At 68.3% G+C, this 17,042-nt stretch carries 17 protein-coding genes and 1 pseudogene; 9 read left to right on the forward strand and 9 right to left on the reverse strand.

The annotated features are described in order from the left end of the window. Positions 1–6: 6 nt before the first annotated feature. Positions 7–192, reverse strand: a pseudogene (locus FY251_RS15060) (hypothetical protein); the annotation flags it as partial. A gap of 75 nt (positions 193–267) precedes the next feature. Here FY251_RS15060 and FY251_RS15065 point away from each other — a divergent pair. Beyond that, the gene (locus tag FY251_RS15065) at positions 268–483 is read left to right on the forward strand and encodes a zinc ribbon domain-containing protein (protein ID WP_007274834.1); all 216 of its coding nucleotides are present in this window, start codon (positions 268–270) and stop codon (positions 481–483) included. Positions 484–501: 18 nt separating this feature from the next. Here the strand turns inward: FY251_RS15065 and FY251_RS15070 are convergent, their stop codons facing one another. After that, entirely contained in the window at positions 502–849 is a 348-nt protein-coding gene (locus FY251_RS15070) for a helix-turn-helix domain-containing protein (protein WP_089779297.1), read from the reverse strand. A gap of 134 nt (positions 850–983) precedes the next feature. On the opposite strand from FY251_RS15070, the gene FY251_RS15075 reads away from it, so the two are divergent. Beyond that, entirely contained in the window at positions 984–1,622 is a 639-nt protein-coding gene (locus FY251_RS15075) for an NAD(P)-dependent oxidoreductase (RefSeq protein WP_148415923.1), read from the forward strand. A 63-nt stretch (positions 1,623–1,685) separates the two neighbouring features. Here the strand turns inward: FY251_RS15075 and FY251_RS15080 are convergent, their stop codons facing one another. From FY251_RS15080 to FY251_RS15090, 3 genes are all read right to left on the reverse strand, one after another. Beyond that, positions 1,686–2,438, reverse strand: a complete 753-nt coding sequence (locus FY251_RS15080) for a methyltransferase domain-containing protein (RefSeq protein WP_148416058.1) — start codon at positions 2,436–2,438, stop codon at positions 1,686–1,688. Between the two features lie 123 nt (positions 2,439–2,561). Beyond that, positions 2,562–3,443 carry a deoxyribonuclease IV gene (locus tag FY251_RS15085; protein ID WP_148415924.1) on the reverse strand — a complete coding sequence of 294 codons (882 nt, stop codon included), beginning with the start codon at positions 3,441–3,443 and terminating at the stop codon, positions 2,562–2,564. Positions 3,444–3,506: 63 nt separating this feature from the next. Next, positions 3,507–4,334 (reverse strand): biotin/lipoate A/B protein ligase family protein, encoded by an 828-nt coding sequence (locus FY251_RS15090; protein ID WP_148415925.1) that lies wholly within the window; start codon positions 4,332–4,334, stop codon positions 3,507–3,509. Between the two features lie 165 nt (positions 4,335–4,499). Here FY251_RS15090 and FY251_RS15095 point away from each other — a divergent pair, with 165 nt between their 5' ends. The 5 genes from FY251_RS15095 to FY251_RS15115 all read left to right on the forward strand — a co-directional run bounded on the left by FY251_RS15095 (position 4,500) and on the right by FY251_RS15115 (position 9,142). Beyond that, the gene (locus tag FY251_RS15095; protein WP_148415926.1) at positions 4,500–5,150 is read left to right on the forward strand and encodes a VOC family protein; all 651 of its coding nucleotides are present in this window, start codon (positions 4,500–4,502) and stop codon (positions 5,148–5,150) included. A 48-nt stretch (positions 5,151–5,198) separates the two neighbouring features. Continuing rightward, positions 5,199–6,254 (forward strand): sensor histidine kinase KdpD, encoded by a 1,056-nt coding sequence (locus tag FY251_RS15100; protein ID WP_148415927.1) that lies wholly within the window; start codon positions 5,199–5,201, stop codon positions 6,252–6,254. Between the two features lie 151 nt (positions 6,255–6,405). After that, positions 6,406–7,173, forward strand: coding sequence for a helix-turn-helix domain-containing protein (locus tag FY251_RS15105; protein ID WP_148415928.1), 768 nt, complete (start codon positions 6,406–6,408; stop codon positions 7,171–7,173). A 79-nt stretch (positions 7,174–7,252) separates the two neighbouring features. Further along, a complete protein-coding gene (locus FY251_RS15110; RefSeq protein ID WP_148415929.1) occupies positions 7,253–8,014 on the forward strand; it encodes an MBL fold metallo-hydrolase in 762 nt (253 codons plus the stop codon). Between the two features lie 219 nt (positions 8,015–8,233). After that, positions 8,234–9,142 carry a serine/threonine-protein kinase RIO2 gene (locus FY251_RS15115; RefSeq protein ID WP_148415930.1) on the forward strand — a complete coding sequence of 303 codons (909 nt, stop codon included), beginning with the start codon at positions 8,234–8,236 and terminating at the stop codon, positions 9,140–9,142. 128 nt (positions 9,143–9,270) lie between these two features. Here the strand turns inward: FY251_RS15115 and FY251_RS15120 are convergent, their stop codons facing one another. After that, entirely contained in the window at positions 9,271–9,939 is a 669-nt protein-coding gene (locus tag FY251_RS15120; protein WP_148415931.1) for a helix-turn-helix domain-containing protein, read from the reverse strand. A 528-nt stretch (positions 9,940–10,467) separates the two neighbouring features. On the opposite strand from FY251_RS15120, the gene FY251_RS15125 reads away from it, so the two are divergent. Continuing rightward, on the forward strand, positions 10,468–10,683 hold the full coding sequence (locus tag FY251_RS15125) for a DUF1328 family protein (protein WP_148415932.1): 216 nt from the start codon (positions 10,468–10,470) through the stop codon (positions 10,681–10,683). Between the two features lie 26 nt (positions 10,684–10,709). Here the strand turns inward: FY251_RS15125 and FY251_RS15130 are convergent, their stop codons facing one another. From FY251_RS15130 to FY251_RS15140, 3 genes are all read right to left on the reverse strand, one after another. Further along, the gene (locus tag FY251_RS15130) at positions 10,710–11,549 is read right to left on the reverse strand and encodes a YihY/virulence factor BrkB family protein (RefSeq protein WP_148415933.1); all 840 of its coding nucleotides are present in this window, start codon (positions 11,547–11,549) and stop codon (positions 10,710–10,712) included. A 99-nt stretch (positions 11,550–11,648) separates the two neighbouring features. Continuing rightward, on the reverse strand, positions 11,649–12,719 hold the full coding sequence (locus FY251_RS15135; RefSeq protein ID WP_187367421.1) for a TrmB family transcriptional regulator sugar-binding domain-containing protein: 1,071 nt from the start codon (positions 12,717–12,719) through the stop codon (positions 11,649–11,651). Between the two features lie 5 nt (positions 12,720–12,724). Further along, the gene (locus tag FY251_RS15140; RefSeq protein ID WP_148415934.1) at positions 12,725–14,896 is read right to left on the reverse strand and encodes an alpha-amylase family glycosyl hydrolase; all 2,172 of its coding nucleotides are present in this window, start codon (positions 14,894–14,896) and stop codon (positions 12,725–12,727) included. Between the two features lie 104 nt (positions 14,897–15,000). Between FY251_RS15140 and FY251_RS15145 the strand changes: the two genes are divergently transcribed. Then, positions 15,001–17,007, forward strand: a complete 2,007-nt coding sequence (locus FY251_RS15145) for a glucan 1,4-alpha-glucosidase (protein WP_148415935.1) — start codon at positions 15,001–15,003, stop codon at positions 17,005–17,007. The last annotated feature ends 35 nt before the right edge of the window (positions 17,008–17,042 follow it).

A 17,042-nucleotide genomic window follows, 5' to 3' on the forward strand; every position in this document is an offset into this window, starting at 1 on the left:
GTCGGCGCGGTCGGTCTCGCGGCCGCGCGCCTCGTTGTAGCGCATCCCCTCGTCGCGTGCGCGGCGCTCCGCCTCGTCGCGGCTCATCGTCGGCGGGTCCCGCGTCTCGTCTCGAATCGCGGCGTAGAGGGCGACTGCGGCACCGATGCTGAGGAGGACGAAGAGGAGGAACACGAGACCACCGGCGGGCATACGCTCACCAGCGGGCGCGAGAAAGGAAGTGGTTTCGGAGGTACATTTTTCACGGGGGTAGTTCAACGGTTCAACATGAGCCCTCCACCAAGCGCCGACCGAGACGGCTGTCCGAAATGCGGCCACTCCGAGACCGAAATCGACTCCATCGCAACCACGGGAAGCGGCCTCTCGAAGATGTTCGACATCCAGAACCGCCAGTTCACCGTCGTCTCGTGTGCGAACTGCGGCTACTCGGAACTCTACCGCGGCAAGTCGAACGGGAACTTCGTCGACCTGTTCCTCGGCTGAGCGCCCGCGAACCGCCGCTTACGACTCAGCGCCACCGTCCGCGGACATCCATTTTTCTCCCCACTCGTAGATGTCGTCGAACGCCGGGAGCAGCTCTTCGCCCTTCCGTGTGAGCGAGTAGTACACCGCGATGGGGCTGCCGTCTTCGACCTCCCGCTCGACGTACCCCAGCTCCTGGAGGTCGTCCAGCACGCGCGAGAGCGTCTGAGAGTTCGCGCCCGTCGCGCGCTTGAGTTCGTTGAACCGGAGGTCACCCTCGCGTAACACGTGAATAACCGTCATCCGCCACCGCGAGCCGATCTCTTCGAGCGTCTTGATGACCGGGCACTGTTCGTACTTCGCTTCGAGGCTCTGGTGCGGTGACATCGGTGTGACCTACTCACACCGAGGTTCGCTTAGGTATATTAAACTCACTCTCCTTGATCAAGTATGGCGATGTGACCGCATCGTCGCGGCGAACCGAACGGCGAACACGACTCACGACACACAACACACCCATCATGAACGTACTCCTCCTCGGTGCGAGCGGCCGAATCGGCACGCGAATCGCCAACGAACTCCTGAACCGCGGGCACGCGGTTACGGGCGTCTCCCGAAGCGGCGCGGTCGGCGGCGTCGACGACCCCGACTTCTCGGCGGTCGCCGGCGACGCGACCGACGCCGACCAACTCGCGCGGCTCGCCGCGGGCCACGACGCGGTCGCTTCCGCGCTCGGCCCGAGCGACGACGAGTCGCCCGAAGCGCTCGTCGAGATGCTCGACGCCGTCCTCGACGGAATGCGCCGCGCCTCGGTCGACCGCCTCGTCTGGACCGGCGGCGCGGGCATCCTGAACGTCGCCCCCGACACGCGACTCATCGACTCGCCGGAGTTCCCCGAGGAGTGGAAACCCGTCGCGAGCGCCGCCATCGAGGCGTACGGCCTGCTCGAAGACGCCGACGACCTGCGGTGGACCTACGTCGCGCCCGCGGCGCTCATCGAACCCGGCGAACGCACCGGCGAGTTCCGGACCGCCCGCGGCGAACTCGTCGCCGACGAGGACGGCGAGAGCCGCATCTCGATGGAGGACTTCGCAATCGCATTCGCTGACGAACTGGAGAGCGGCGACGCCGTCCACGAACAGCTCGCGGTCGGCTACTGAACGGACGGTCTCGTTTTTCGGCCGGTGACTCGGCCATCGGTTCGGCCCGACGAGCAGGCCCGGCTACACCCGACCCGTCGTCACGTCGAACGGGACGACCTCGGCCCGGCGGTACTCCCCGTCTCGAATCTGCTGGACGACCTCGCGGCCCATCTCGCGCCACTCCCGGCGGACTGACTCGTAGGAGTCGTCGTCGAGCCCGCGGCGGAGGTCGGCCTCGTGGCGGTCGAGCCCCTCACCGGTCGCCTTCTCGGCCGCGCTCCGAACGTCGTGGTCGTCGTACGGCGGTTCGGTCAGCTTGCGGTGGTGGTACCGACGGGTCCCGACGACCGAGAGGCCGGCGTCGGCGAACAGCCCGCGGACGCGGTCGCCGAGCGCCACGTCGGTCGCCACGCCGTCGCGGAAGGCGTCTCTGACCCGGCGGTCGAGCGCTGCCTCGGATTCGACGGTCGAATCGACGCCGACGGCGGCGTTGTCGGGTTCGACCGTCGCCACGAGGTCCGACGAGACGCGGGCGAACTCGCTGAGCGCGGCCGTCGGGTCGGGGAGGTTCACGAGGAGCGCCTGACAGACGACCAAATCGAAGCTGTCGGCGGCGAAGGGGAGTCGGGTCGCGTCGCCGGCGACCGCCTCGATGCCGGCGCGGTCGGCGGCGACAGAAAGCAGGTCGGTGTCGGCGTCGACGCCGACGACGCGAGCATCCGAGGCCTCCGCGAGGACGCGCGTGAACTCGCCGGTCCCGCAGCCCACGTCGAGGATGCGGGTCCGATCGCCGAGGTCGAGGTCGGCGAGGGCCGCGCGGGAGTCGTCCCACATACCCTCTCGCGTCCGCCGGAGATACGATTCCGAGAAGCGTCGCACACGCGGAGTCGGGCGCGGCGACCCAAAAAACAGTCGAAACAGTCGATGCGACGGGTCAGCGGCCGCCCGTTCGGCGGCTTACTCCGCGTCGGCGCGGAGTTCGCGGACGCGGTCGATGTTCCACGCGAAGCCCTTACCGTCCTCGGTGGGCGTCTCCAGGACGAGCGGCACGTCGTTGTCGACGATGGCGTCGTGGTTGATGAACGCGCGCATGCCCTCTTCGCCGATGAGTCCCTCGCCGATGAGGGCGTGTTCGTCCTTGTTCGTCCCGCACTCGTGTTTCGAGTCGTTGAGGTGGACGCACTTGAGGTGCTCAAGGCCGACCTCGGCGTCGAGTTCCTCGAACGTCTCGTCGACGGCGGCGGGCGTCGAGAGGTCGTAGCCCGCGGCGAACGCGTGGGCGGTGTCGAGACAGACGTCGAGGTCCTGTTCGGACTCCTCGAGGACGTAGCCGAGGTGGGCGAAGTCGTCGCCCATCTTCGTGCCCGACCCCGCGTCGGACTCGATGAGGACGGTGACGCCGTCGTGGATGTCGAGGTCGTCGAGGACGGAGACGGCGTTGTCGAGGCCCTGCTGTTCGCCCGCGCCGGTGTGGGCCCCGAGGTGGACGTTCACGTACTCGATGCCGAGTTTGTCGGCCATGTCGACCTCCGTCTGCATCGAGTCAAGCGACTTCTGCCGGAGGCCGTCTTTGGGCGTACAGAGGTTGACGAGGTACGACGAGTGGATGACCCACGGGCCGGCCAGTTTGTCGGCGGTCTCCTCGCGGAACAGTTCGGCCTCAGCGTCGGAGATGTCGGGGTCGCGCCACACCTGCGGCGAGGTGGTGAAAATCTGCCCGCAGTTGCCGCCGAAGGCGACCTGCCGGAAGACGGCGTTGGCGACGTTACCGTGCGGTGGCGTCTCGTCGTCGGACGAGACCTTCGAACTGGACATCGAGACGTGTGCGCCGACTTGCATGGAGAGTCCGACGGGGTACCCGAACAAAGGGACTTCGGAGTCGGCGGCCCGGACGGCCGCCGCTCACTCGGACCGCGACCCCGGCCGGCGGCGAACCCAGTCGTCGGCGCGGTACTTCTCTTCGACTTTCTCCCGCGCGCGGTCGAGCTCCGCGTCGGTCCACGACCCTTCTTCGGCGTCGACGAACCCCGAAAGCGACTCGGTGAGCGCCGCGACGAATTCGTCGCGGGAGGCGTCTGCGAGTTCGTCGATGCCGACGACGCGCTCGCGGAACGCCTCGGGCGTCACGTCGTGGCCGTCGAAGACGCCGAGGTGCGTCTCGGCGTCGACCGAGTAGGTGAGAGAGCCGTGCTGGACGACGGCGTCGCGGCGGCGGTACTGGGCGTTGCCCGCGACCTTCCGGCCCGCGGCGACCATGTCGTGGGCGGGGTGGAGCGCCCGCAGGTAGCAGGCGGGGTGCCAGATGACGGGCACGTCGTCGTCGACGAAGTCCACGTCCACGCCGACCGCGCGAATCGCGTCGAGAATCGGCTCGCACAGCAGGTGATAGCAGTCCATGAGGTCGCCCGGGAGCTCCGATTTCGGCGCGGCGATGGAGTACGCCACGTCGCCGTGGCGGTCGTGGTAGATGCCGCCGCCGCCGGTCTGCCGTCGGGTCACGTCGATACCCTCGCGGTCGCAGTAGTCCCAATCGACCGTCTCGGGGTCCTGTCCGTACCCGAGCGAGAGGCAACTCGGCTCCCACGAGTAGACGCGAACGGTCCGGGGGCCGCCCGCGGCGGCCGTCTCGCCCGCGACCTCGTCGAGCGCCATCTGCATCGGTCCCGGTCGGACCTCCTCGCGAATCAGCCGCCACTCGCGGTCGGCAATCGATTCCTGCGAGTCGTTCATACGTCGGTTTCGTCCATCCGGGAGAAAGCGATTTCGACGCTCGACCGTCGCGGCGAGTCCGGGCGGCCCGCCGCGGCGGTCACCGGTCAGGTCACCGACCGTCGCCGCGACCGAGTCGGCCGACGCGAGCGATTCCGTTAAACCGCGTCGCGGTGACGTGGGACCATGAAGTTCACCCGCGTCGCCCTCGCCGCGACCGACCCCATCTCGCTGTGTGAGTTCTACGTCGAGACGCTCGGCTTCGCGGCCGTTCCCGGGTCGCAGCGCTCGGCGACCGCCGGGGAGACGACCCTGTGGTTCGAACTCGGCGACACCGACCCCGGCCACCTCGCGTTCACCGTCTCCGCCGCGGCCGACTCCGTGGTCGCGTGGCTGACCGACCGCGAGGGCGTGGCCGTGCTCGACACCGACGAGGGGCCGAGCGTCCGGTTCGACTTCCTCGGCTGTGACTCCGTCTACTTCGAGGACCCCGAGGGCAACGTCATCGAGTACGTCTGCTACGACGGCGACGCGACCGGCGAGTTCGACCCGGCGACCGACCTCCGCGGCGCGACCGAGGTCGGGATGGCCGTCCCCGACGTGGAGTCGTTCGTGGCGTCTCTGACCGAGGCGCTCGGCATCGAGCCGCTGGAGTCGTTCGAGGGCGGCGGGCTCGTGTTCGTCGGCGACCGGGACGCCCGCTTCGTCGTCTCGCCGGCCGGCCGCGCGTGGTATCCGACCGACAGCGAGGCGACCGTCGGCCCGGTGTCGACGCAGTGCGACGCGGACGGCGTTTTCGACCCCGAGGGGCTTCCGTACCGCGTCAACGCCGAGTGACAACTCGTTTCAGAGAAACGTTATTACTCCAACGGGAGTCAACGAACTGTGAACGTCTCTCGTCTCGTCAGCGCGGGGTCGCTCAGTCTCACCGGGCTGGCCCTGTTCGTCATCGTCTCGAACAGCGTCGGCTCGGTCGCATCCGACCTCGCGGGACTCGTCGCCGCGGCCTTCGGACTCGTCATCTCGGTGCTCTTCGTCGCCCTCGGTCCAGTCGTCTACCGAAGCGACCTCAAGACCATCCACATCGCCCGCGTCGCCGGTTGGAACCTCCTCGGCGTCGTCGTCACCGCGTTCGTCCTCGCGCTCATCGGGAGCTACCAGCGGGCCGCGGGCGGGACGGTCAGCGAGCCGCTTTTCAGCGCCGCCGTGGTCGTCGGCGTGAGCGCCGTCGCGCACGTCCTCATCGGCCTCAACGACGTGCGCCGGATTCGGACCCGCGAGCTATCGGAACAGTACAAGCGGTCGGCGGTCATCAACCGACTCGTCCGCCACAACCTCCGGCACACCGCGCAGTTGCTGCTCGGCTGGGGCGACCAACTCGCCACCGACGGCGGCGACGACGCGGCCGTCCGCATCGGCGAGCGCCTGAAAGCGACCGGCGACGACCTCGGGACGATGAGCGACCAGGTCAAAACGGTTACCCAACTCGTCGACAGCGACCCCGAGGGTGAGACGGTCGACCTGCGCGCGCTCCTCGAACCGCTGGTCGACGACCGCTCGGCGGCCAACCCGGAGGCGACTATCACCGTCCGCGGCGACGACTCCGCCGCGGTCGTCGGCGGGAAGAAGCTGAAAATCGCCTTCCGCGAAATCGTCGAGAACGCGCTCGAACACGCCGGCCCCGCCCCGACGGTCGAAATCACCTACGAGCGCGTCGGCAGCGAGGTCGTCGTGCGAATCGCGGACGACGGGCCGGGCATCCCCGACCACCAGCGCGAACTCATCGAACAGAACGTCGAAGAGAGCGACCTCACCCACGGCAACGGGCTGGGCCTCTGGCTCTCGAAGTGGATTGTCGAGGCCTACGGTGGTGAGCTTCGGCTCCCGGAGACCGACGACGACGAGGGCGCGGTCGTCGAGTTCCACCTCGACGCGGCGTGAGTCCACAACCGCGGAAGCGAGAGGAGTGATTTATTTTCGGGTTTTCTCCGATTGAATCGGCCGCTCGGGAGACGTACAACCGACCAGAAGAGCGGTTCTGGAGTCGGAGCCAGTCCGAGTGGTTATACGCACTGAGCGGAACTATCCCACAATGCGCGAGGTCGTGTTCACCGTCGAGTACGAACGAGGGGTCGACCCGTTGATGGACGCCTTCATCGAGCACCCCGATTTGTACGCGCGGTCGATGCAGGTACAAGCGACCAACGAGGCGGTATGGGGCGTCGAGAAACTCGTCGGCACACCGTCCGTCCTCGACGAGTACGACGAGCGCCTCGAACGGGTCGCCCAAGATTCGAGTTCGGTCGGAATGTGCGGCGCACCGATCACCGAGTACAGGTACGAGATTCTCTCGTCGAACCCGGAATCGCGGAAAGTCTACTCGCTCCAGCGGGAAGGCGACGACCGACGGTCGATCCCAACCGCCGCCGCGAACCACCTCGGAGAGGGAGTGATACTGCGGTCGGAACGCCGCCGCGACCAGTTCCGTTGGCACATCCTCGTCGACGGCTCGCTCGGAGCCTTACACGACGAGGTTCGAGCGAATCTCCGGGACGGACTTTCGCTGACGGTCGAACGACTCGGCGAACCGCCCTGCCTGCTCGAAGACGGACGAACACAGAACGACCTTACGACAGCGCAAAAGACGGCACTGGAAGCCGCACTCACTCGCGGCTACTACGAGGAACCCCGAGAGGCCTCGGTTAGCGAAATCGCCGAGGAAATCGGCGTGCCGAGTTCCACGCTCCAGTATCGACTCAACCGGGCCGAGGCGTGGCTCGCCGAACAGTTCGCCGCCGACTCGATGACGGTCGATATCGACACGTCGCTCGACCTCGGAGACGTCGAGTTCATCGAGTAGTTGCCACCACGCCCGAATCGAGGGAGTTGGAATATTTCAGAACAAATCGTAACCGGTCAACTCCCCAAGCAAGGTGCGTATGACAAGCGACTCCGAGATTCGCGTACGACTCGTGCGAAACGCGACGGTGCTTGCGACGGTCGACGACACCACGTTCCTCGTTGACCCCATGTTCACGCCGCAGGGCGAGATGCCGACGGTGACGGACAATCCGGCGGTGCCCGAGTTCCTCACGACGGCGAACCAGAAGCGAAATCCGTTAGTGCCGCTCCCGGACGTCGAACTCGACTACGACGCCGTGGTCGTCACGCATCGCCACCCTGACCACTGGGACGAGGCGGCCAGAGAGGAACTCGATGCGGACGTGCCGCTGTTCTGCCAGCCCGAGGACGCGGACGCGTTCAGCGACGAGGGCTTCACCGACGTGCGACCCGTCGAGGACGAGACGTCGTTCGACGGGGTGACAATTCACCGGACGGCGGGCCAGCACGGCCACGGCGAACTCGCCGAGGGGATGGGTCCGGTCTCCGGGTTCGTCTTCGAGGGCGAGAAATCGCTGTACGTCGCCGGGGACACCATCTGGTACGACCCGGTAGCGGAAACGCTCGACCGGTTCGAACCTGAGATGGTCGTCCTCAACGGTGGGGAAGCACAGTTCGATCAGGGCGAACCAATCACGATGGGCGTCGAGGACATCGCGGCCGTCCGGGAGGCCACGGATGCGACCGTGGCAGTTGTCCACATGGAAGCCATCAATCACTGTCTGCTCTCTCGTGAGGAACTGCGAGCGGAGACCGAGAACGTCCTCGTCCCCGAGGACGGTGAGCAGGTGTCTCTGTAACGGCAGTTTCGCGGACTACTAACGTCCCGAGCGATAGGTAGACCACCTCTCCGTAGCAACTTCTCCGGTCAGTTCTGACGCGAGACGCCGACCGCCAGCACCGTCTTCCGACACTCCGCGAGTCGTCATTCCCGAATTTCGTATCGTCACATGAGATTTATCGCGGGCGACGTTCGCCGACTCGCGGGCCTTTTACGCCTCGCCGACGGACGGACGTGCATGGTACGGAACGTCGCCGGCGTCATGGCCGAACTCGAACCCGAGGACTTCTATCTCCTCTCGGGCGTCGAGCAGGGCATGCGCTTCAGCGAGTGGGTCAACCGGGGGAAGCTCCCGAAGAACTCGGGGCTGACCGCCGAGGAGGTCGACTACCGCATCGACCGCTGTATGACCCGCGAGCTCGTCGAGCGCAAGACCATCCAGTACGAGGGGTACAAGCTCACGGTCGAGGGGTACGACGCGCTCGCCCTCCGGACATTCGCCCAGCGAGACACCATCCAGGGGTTCGGCGCGCCGCTCGGCGTCGGCAAGGAAAGCGACGTGTTCGAGGTGCAGTCGTTCAAGCCGCTGGCGCTGAAGTTCCACCGCGAGGGGTACACCAACTTCCGCGAGGTGCGCCGCGAGCGCGACTACACCTCCGAGAACCACCACGTCTCGTGGCTCTACACCGCCCGCAAGGCGGCCGAACGCGAGTACGAGGCGCTCGAAACGCTGTTTCCACAGGTGTCGGTCCCGCGTCCCGTCGACCACAACCGCCACGCCATCGTCATGGCGAAACTCGACGGCGTCGAACTCGCCAAGGCGAAACTCGAACCCGAGCAGGTGACGGGCGTCCTCGACCTGATTCTCTCCGAGATGGCCGACGCCTACGAGGCCGGCTACGTCCACGCCGACATGTCCGAGTACAACGTCGCGGTCGGCGAACAGGGAATCATGGTCTTCGACTGGCCGCAGGCCGTCCCGACCGACCACGACAACGCCCGCGAACTCCTCGCGCGCGACGCGAAGAACATCGTCGGCTACTTCCGCCGCAAGTACCCCGGCGAGATGCCCGACGACGTCGACATCGACGCGCTGTCGGCCGCCATCGCCGAACACGAGTTCGAAAGCGTCACCGCCCACGCCTGACGACCTTTCGCTCGGCGACCCGGTTTCCCACCCGTGCGAGCGTCAGCTACCGGTCTCACCCGGTGGGAGACCGCTCGACGGGTGAAAATAAATCACATACTGCGATATGAAATTCGGATTCCGGCGTCTCAGTCCCGGAAGTCGTCCGGGACCGACCCGATGAGCAGAGAGTCTTCGACGAGCGCATCTGTCCCCCGTCTGAGTCGCTCGGAGAGCGACTGGTGCGAGACGCCCATCTTGTCGGCCAGTTCGGAGAGCGAGACTCGCCGGGGGACTTCGAAGTAGCCCTCCTGCGCCGCCGTCACGAGCGCCTTGAACTGGCTTTCGGTGAGGCCGTACCGGCCGGCCGGTTCGGCGTCCATCTCTCGAATCGACTCGACTTCGAATCTCAGCCCGTGTTCCGCCGCGAAGTCGTGCGTTCGCGCGAAGTCGTCGCGAGCCGGGTAGAGTACGCGGAACTGCCACTCGTCGCCCCAGCCGTACGCGTCGAGAATCGTCGCGTGAGAGTTCGTTATCATCTGCAGGAGCAGGTGAACGTGGTCGACCCACGCCATCCGGTAGAGGAATTCGTCGTCGAACTCGGAGAGACAGGTGACTTCGTCGACTGACGGGTCTTCCCGCAGGGCGTCGTCGATGTCCGAGCGGTCGGCGTGACGAATCCACACCAGGGGCATCACGGTGTGTTCACCGCTTTCGATGATGCGTTCGCACTCGATTTCGACGCCCGGAAGCGCGGAGAGCGTGTGACCTAACGCGAATTCTTCGGACGGGATCGCTCCCCGTACGATAGTTGCCATAGCGGTGGATAGGCGAGCGTGGTACATTTGTCTGCGGGCGGCGACCCGCCCAGCGGGCGGCCCGGTGCACGCGCAAGCCCGCCGCTTACACCGCTTCGGCTACTCGTTCAGAGCGTGATCGGACACCAACTGCTGGACTCGAAGTGGACGAGAGCGCTGAGCGCGGTGACCTCGGTCGTCGCGGGGGCCAGAGCGCTGGCGAAGGGGCGAACCAAACGGGGAGTGTTATTGATGGCTGCCGGGGCGTTCTCGCTCCGGTGGAGCAGCGCCGGGTTCGCGGCGCAACTCGCCGCCGAAGCGTTGAACCGCCGCTAAGTCGGCGTCGGCGTCGGCGAAGCACGCCCCGCGATGGACCGAGCCTTGCCAATGCAGGGACCGGCCTCATTGTGTGCGGGCGGCAATCACGACCGCGATGAGACACACAGTTCACGCCGACGAGACCGGAGACGCTCGCGCTCCGAAGCCGCCGAAACCCGTCGCACACGTGCGGGAGGTGAAACGCGGGGGGACGTCGCCCACCGCCGGTCGATGACGCTCGCGTCACTCGCGGCGCTCGGCATGCCCGCTGCCACGCCGCTGCAGGCCGGCGGCGGCGGCCTCCTCTACTACGGTATCGTGTTTTTCGTACTCGCTATCGTCGCCGGACTCGCCGGCTTCCGAGGAGTCGCCGGGCTGTCGATGAAAGTCGCGCGCATCCTCGTCGTCGTCTTCCTCGTGCTGGCGGTCATCACGTTCATCCTGTAGAAGTCGGCTGAACGCTTTTTTCGAGACTACCCGTCAGCGTCAGCGTCGCCCGTCGCCTCGTCGCCGGGGTACCAGTCGGCGTCGGCGTCGACCCGGTTCGCCAGCACCGCGTTGACGACGACGCCGAGGAGCAAGGCCAGCGAGCCGACGTACAGCCACGTCAGAACGAGCAGGACGCCGCCCGCGGCCCCGTAGAGTTCGATGCTCTGCGAGACGCCGAAGTAGACGCGCAACACCTGTAGCGACGCCGTCCAGCCGAGCGCCGCGAGCGCGGCCCCCGGAACCGGTTCGAGCGGGGCGACGTCGACGCCCGGAAACAGCGCGTACATCGGAACGAAAAGCACGGTGAGCACCACCCACAGGAGAATCGGCGCGGCGACCGACCACAGCAGTTGTGTCACGCGGAACGAGACGACGAGACCGGCGGCGGCGATGACGGCGACGCCGACCGCGACCGTCGCCATGACCAGCGCGCTGTTGAGGAACCGCCTGAACATCGAGACCTCTTTTCGCGCGCCGTACACCTCGCTGAAGACGCTGTCCATCCCCCGGAACAGCCGGAACGAACTCCAGAGGAAGATGCCGAGGGCGAGCGCCGCCGCGCGTAACCGCCCGGCGGACTGCCCGCTCACCTGCCTGAGCGTCGATTCGAACTGCGTGAGGTCGACGCCGACCAGCAGTTCGAACGTGGGAAGCAGGGACTCGACCCGGCCGTACGTCGTGACGAGGACGAAAACCAGGAGCGTCAGCGGGACGAGCGAGTTGAACGCGTAGTACGCGAGACTCGCGGCCGTCACCGTGACGTTCTTCTCGCGGGTGACGGCGAGCGTCCGCGCGGCGAGGCGACGGGCTCCGTCGCGGTCCATGCGCGTCAAACGAGAGGCCCACGTAATAATTCGGTGGCGGGCCTGCGAACGCACCGCACGGCCGGCGGCGCTGGCGTCTCGGAAACGGGGGGCGACGGTCTACTCGACGGCCGCGAACTCGACGGAGTCGGCCTCGAAGTCCTCGACGAACGCGCCCTGTCCGCCGACGCTGTAGGTCCCCTCGGCCGTCTCGATGACGAAGGCGTTCTCGACCGGGAAGGAGTTGTTCGCGGGTTCGAGGAGGCCCTGCCGGATGTCGACCACGCGGCCGCGGAGTTCGGTCGGGCCGTCGGTGTGGACCATCCGCCCGCGGACGGTCACGTCGAGGTCGATGCCCGCCCGGTCGCAGAGGGCGGCCTGCAGGACGGCGTGGCGGAAGTTGTGGTACGTCGCCGGGAGCGGGTCGGGGTCGGTCGTGTACGCCTCGGCGGCCATCGGCCAGTAGTTCCCGAAGAAGGAACCGACGATGACCGGCCCGAGGTGGGGCTGTGCGAAGACGATGGCCTGCGACTCGGAGTTCGACCGGGCGACCATCTCGCCGGGGGAGATGAGTCCCGTCCGCGAGTCGACGGTGAGCATCGTGGGCATGAGTTCGTGCCAGACGCGGACGAGCGAGGCCGCGCCGTCGAGCGCGAGGTCGTCGTGCGGTTCGACGCCGCTGACGACGAGGGAGACGAGGACGCCGCGCTCGCGGGCGGCGCGGAGTTCGTCTTCGACCTCGCCGAGCACGTCGTAGGGGAGCGACAGCGTGATTTCGGAGTCGGCGCGGCCGACGAGCTCGGCGATGCGCTTGAGCACCGTCACGCGGGACTTGATGACCTCGAAGCGCTCTTCGTCGCGGGCGGTGGCCGTGTAGCGTTCCTCCAGCGCGGGGCGCATGGACTCGACGCTCTCGGAGAGCGATTCGATGACCTCCATCGGCGGCAGCGGCCGAATCGTGGTCGGGACGACGTGGTCGTTGATCTCCACGAAGCCGCGCGATTCCAGTTCCTTGCTCACGCTGTAGACGTAGCGCTTGGAGACGCCCGCCGCGTCGGCGATCTGACTCGCCTTCGCCTCCCCGAGTTCGAGCAGGGTCAGATACGTGTCGACGACCTTCTCTGAGAGCCCGAACTGCTTCAGGAGGTCGGCGAGTTCCCGGTCGTCCATGGTCGGACTGTCATCGACCATGGTACTTAATGGCTCGACTCGCCGACGGCGCGGAGCACGACCGCGTCGGCGACGGTGACGCGGACGCCCCCGTCGCCCGCTGCCGTCCCGCCCGCGCCGACTCGCTCGCCCGTCAGGAGGTCGGTCCCCTCGACGTCCGCGCCGAGTTCGACGGTCGTCGGCTCCCCGTCGAAGTTCAGGACGACGACGAGTCGGTCGGTGCCGTCGTCGCGGGCGAACGCGACCACGCGGTCGGACTCGACGCCGCCGTCTCCGACGGGAGCAACGCCGGCGGGGACGGGTTCGACGTCGCCGACGCGGAGTACCTCGTGCGCGTCGCGGAGGCGGGAGAGCCGCCGGTGGAAGCCCACGAGGTCGCTGTCGGCGTCGTACCAGCGCATCGTCCCGCGCTGGGTTTCGACGCCGGCCTCTTGGCCGTAGTAAATCATCGGCGCGCCGGGGAGCGTGAACGTCGCGGCCGCGGCCGCCCGAAGCGCGTCCTCGCCGACCTCGCTCCGGTAGCGCTCCTCGTCGTGGTTCTCGATGTACCGGAGTTGCACGGCGTCGTCGGGGAAGCCGTGCCAGCGGGCGTCCGCGACGGCGTCGAGGACGGCCGTCGCCGGTTTCTCGCCCGCGCCGACCTCGCGGAGCGCCCCGTACAGCGTCGTGTCGTAGTGGGCGTCGAACTCGGTTTCGTGGTACGCGGGGTCCCGCGGGATGGTCTCGTCGAGGAGCAGGAAATCCGGATCGTCGGCTTTCACCCGCTCGCGGACCTCCTTCCAGAAGCCGTGGGGGACGCCCCACGCCACGTCGCAGCGGAAGCCGTCGACGACGCCGGCCCACTCGGCGACCACGTCGAGCATCCACGACCGGACCGCGGGCGAGTCGTAGTCGAGGTTCGGGATGCGCGTCCAGTTGAAGTAGTGTTCCGCCGCGCCGGGGCCGCCCCAGTCGACGTCGGAGGGGTCCTCGCGCTCGGGGACGCGGGCGTAGTGGTCCTCGTAGCCGGGCACGTCGGTCGAGTGGAACTGGAAGGCCGGGTGGTCCCGCGACGTGTGGTTGATGACGAGGTCGAAGACGACGCGGATGCCGGCGTCGTGACAGCGGTCGACGAGCGCCTCGAAGTCCTCGCGCGAACCGAGGTCCGAGGCGGTCTCGAAGTAGTCGGTGACGTGGTAGCCGTGGGTCGTGTGGCTCTCCAGTATCGGCGTGAGCCACAGGCAGTCGACGCCGAGCGAGTCGAGGTAGGGGACGCGACGGGCGAGTTCGTCGAACGTCGGGTCGGGCGTCTCGCCGACGAACGACCGGACGAACACCTCGTAGACGGTCGCGTGGTGGGCCCACTCGGGCGCGTCGCCGGGGCGCGAGACGGAGGGGTTGGAGCCGGTTTCGTCGCCGATGGTCCCGGAGTCCACGACCAGCGTGTCGAGAATCGAATGCCGGACGTACGGCCCCTCCGACTCGGTCGTCGTCTGGACGGCGACCGCGTGGACGCGGACCGGCTCCGACGAGTCGAACCCGCGGAGCGTCTCGACCGGGACGCGCAGGCTATCGCCGTCGACCTCGCAGTCGCCCGGTCCGAGCGCGTCGCGGCCGTCGAACAGGAACTCGACGGCGAGCGTCGCCTCCGCGGCGTCGGGCGCGGGCTCCGCGTCCGCGACGACGACCAGTTCGTCGCCGTCTGCAACGTCCTGCGCGTCGAGTCGAACCCGCGGGCGACCCGGTCCGGGAACGTCGACTTCGCCGCGGACCTGTTCGGCGAGGTCGTCGTGCGGGGCGAACCCGAAGGGATGCGTGCCCGGCGGGAGCGCCACGTCGAGGGCGTACCGGTCGCCGGCGCGGCGCGGGCGGTCGCGCCCGACAAGGCGGTCGTTGAACGGGCCGATGACGGACGTCTCGCCCGGCGACGCGGATTCGAGGTCGGCCGCGGGGACCGCCATCGTCGCCGGGCGGCGGTCGTCGGGGAAGGCGCGAACGGTCTGTTCGTGGCGGCCGTCCGGCGCGTCGAGTGCGAGGCGGTACGTGCCGGGAACGTCGGGGTCGAGGTGGACGACCGGGCCCGCGCCGACCGTCGCGGCGCTCTCCGCGGGCGCGTCGAGAACGCGCCAGCGGTACGCTGCGTCTCGTTTCGGGGCTCTCGGGGCGAGTTCGACGGGGCGGCCGACCGTCGTGACTCGCGGCGGACCGGGGTGATGCATATCCACCCTCCGGGATGGGGCACCCTTACCGTTTCGAAACGGCATGAAAGTTTGAAGGAACATTACACCAAGATTATTATCTACAGGGGTCCCACGACTCAGCAATGCAACTACGCGACGCGCTGGCCGACTACAAGCGACACGCAGACCACCCGACGCGGTTCCCGGGCGAGCGACGGACGACGAGCGGCCTGTTTTCGGGCCTCGGCAACCGGTTGGTCCACGTCGAGACCGACGGCTCGCTCCGCGACTTCGGCTACCCGCTGTCCGGGCGCTGGGGCGTCGAGCGCTCCCGGTTCGGCGTGCGCCCCGTCGGCGACGAGGCCGGCGTCCACTGGTTCGACGAGGGCGCGAGCCAGTCGTACGCGGGCGACGGCGCGCTCGTCGTCACCGACCACGAGACGCCCCACGGCGACGTGACCCAGTACGACCTCGCGGTCGGCGACGGCCACGTCAGTCGGTTCGAGACCGACGCCGACGTGGAACTCGTCGCGTTCGTCCACTTCCAGCCGGACGGCCGCGACACGCTCGTCGGGCAACTGACCCACGGCGACGCCGTCGAGGCGTACCACGCCGAGGAACACGACTTCCTCGCGTCGTCGCCCGCCTTCGACCACGTCGAGGGGCGCGTGCCCGAGGGCTTCGACGAACTGCTCTCGGAGGGCGAGGTCGAACTGCCGCGGCCCCGCACCGACGACTGCTACGAGGAGGGCCAACTGAGCGGCGCAATCGTCGGGACGGTCCCGTTCGAGGCCGGCTCGGCCGCCGTCGGCCACCTGCTCACCGACGACACCGAGACGGCCCGCGAAGACGCGCTGGACCGCGTCCGCGGCCTCGTCGCCCGCGACCCCGACGACCTCCGCGAGCGCGCCGCTGGGCAGGTCGAAGGTTCGGTTCCCGACCACCGCGAATCGGCCGCGATGCGCGCTGACATCCGCGTGCTCTCGCTGCTTTCGGGGGCGCTCGGCCTCCGCATCGCCGGCCCCGACTTCGACCCCTACTACGCCTACTCCGGCGGCTACGGCTACGCGTGGTTCCGCGACGACGCCGAAATCTCGACGTTCCTCTTCGAGTCCGACGAGCGACTCGACCTCGGCCTCGGCGCGTGGCACGAGCGCAGCGCCCGCGCATACTGCCGCACCCAGCGCGAGGACGGCTCGTGGCCCCACCGCGTCTGGCCCTTCGACGGGTCGCTCGCGCCCGGGTGGGCGAACGCCCGCCTCGAATCCGGCGACGACGCCGACTATCAGGCCGACCAGACGGGGAGCGTCATCGCCTTCCTCGCGGCCTACCACGACCGCTGTGCCGACGACGACCTCCGCGCGGACATCGAAGAGACGCTGGCGCGCGCCCTCGACAGCCTCGACGACACCCTCGGCGACGACGGCCTCCCCGTCGACTGCCAGAACGCGTGGGAGAACATGACCGGCCGGTTCAGCCACACCGCCGCGACGTTCCTCGAAGCCTACGCCGAACTCGCGCTGTCCGACCTCGACTCGGCGCTGACCGACCGGGCCGCGGAGCGCGCCCGCGAGGTCTACGACGGCATCGACCACCTCTGGAGCGAGGGCCGCGGCTGTTACGCCCTCCGCGTCGCCGACGGCGAACTCGACGACCGCTACGACTCCGCCGCGCTCGCGCTCGCGTCGGCACACCGGACCTACGACCGACTCGAACCCGTCGACGACGACCGACTCGACCGGCTCGTCCGCCACGTCGAATCCGTCTTCGACGGCCTCTGGCACGACCCCGACGACAGCGACGTGAAGGGACTGGTCCGCTTCGAGGGCGACGACTGGCGGACGCGCGAGCAGTCCTCGGAGAAGATTTGGACCGTCTCGACCGCGTGGGGCGCGAACGCCGGCGTCGAACTCGCCGCCCTGCTGGCCGCCCACGACGACGACCGGGCGGGGGCGTTCGCCGACGAGGGCCGAGCGCTCCTCGACCTCGTCCTCCCCGACGGCCCGCTGTGTACCGACGAGGGCTACCTCGCGGAGCAGTTCTTCGACGACGGCACGCCCGACAGCGCGACGCCGCTCGGCTGGCCGCACGCGCTCCGGCTGGCGACGCTGGCGACGCTCGACGCCGACGACGCCTTCGACGGGAAGTAAGTCGGCGGCGGCGCGGCTGTCGAACGGCGAGGGGA

It is taken from the genome of Haloferax sp. KTX1, from assembly GCF_902410085.1.
In the GTDB taxonomy this organism is placed as follows: Archaea; Halobacteriota; Halobacteria; order Halobacteriales; family Haloferacaceae; genus Haloferax; species Haloferax massiliensis.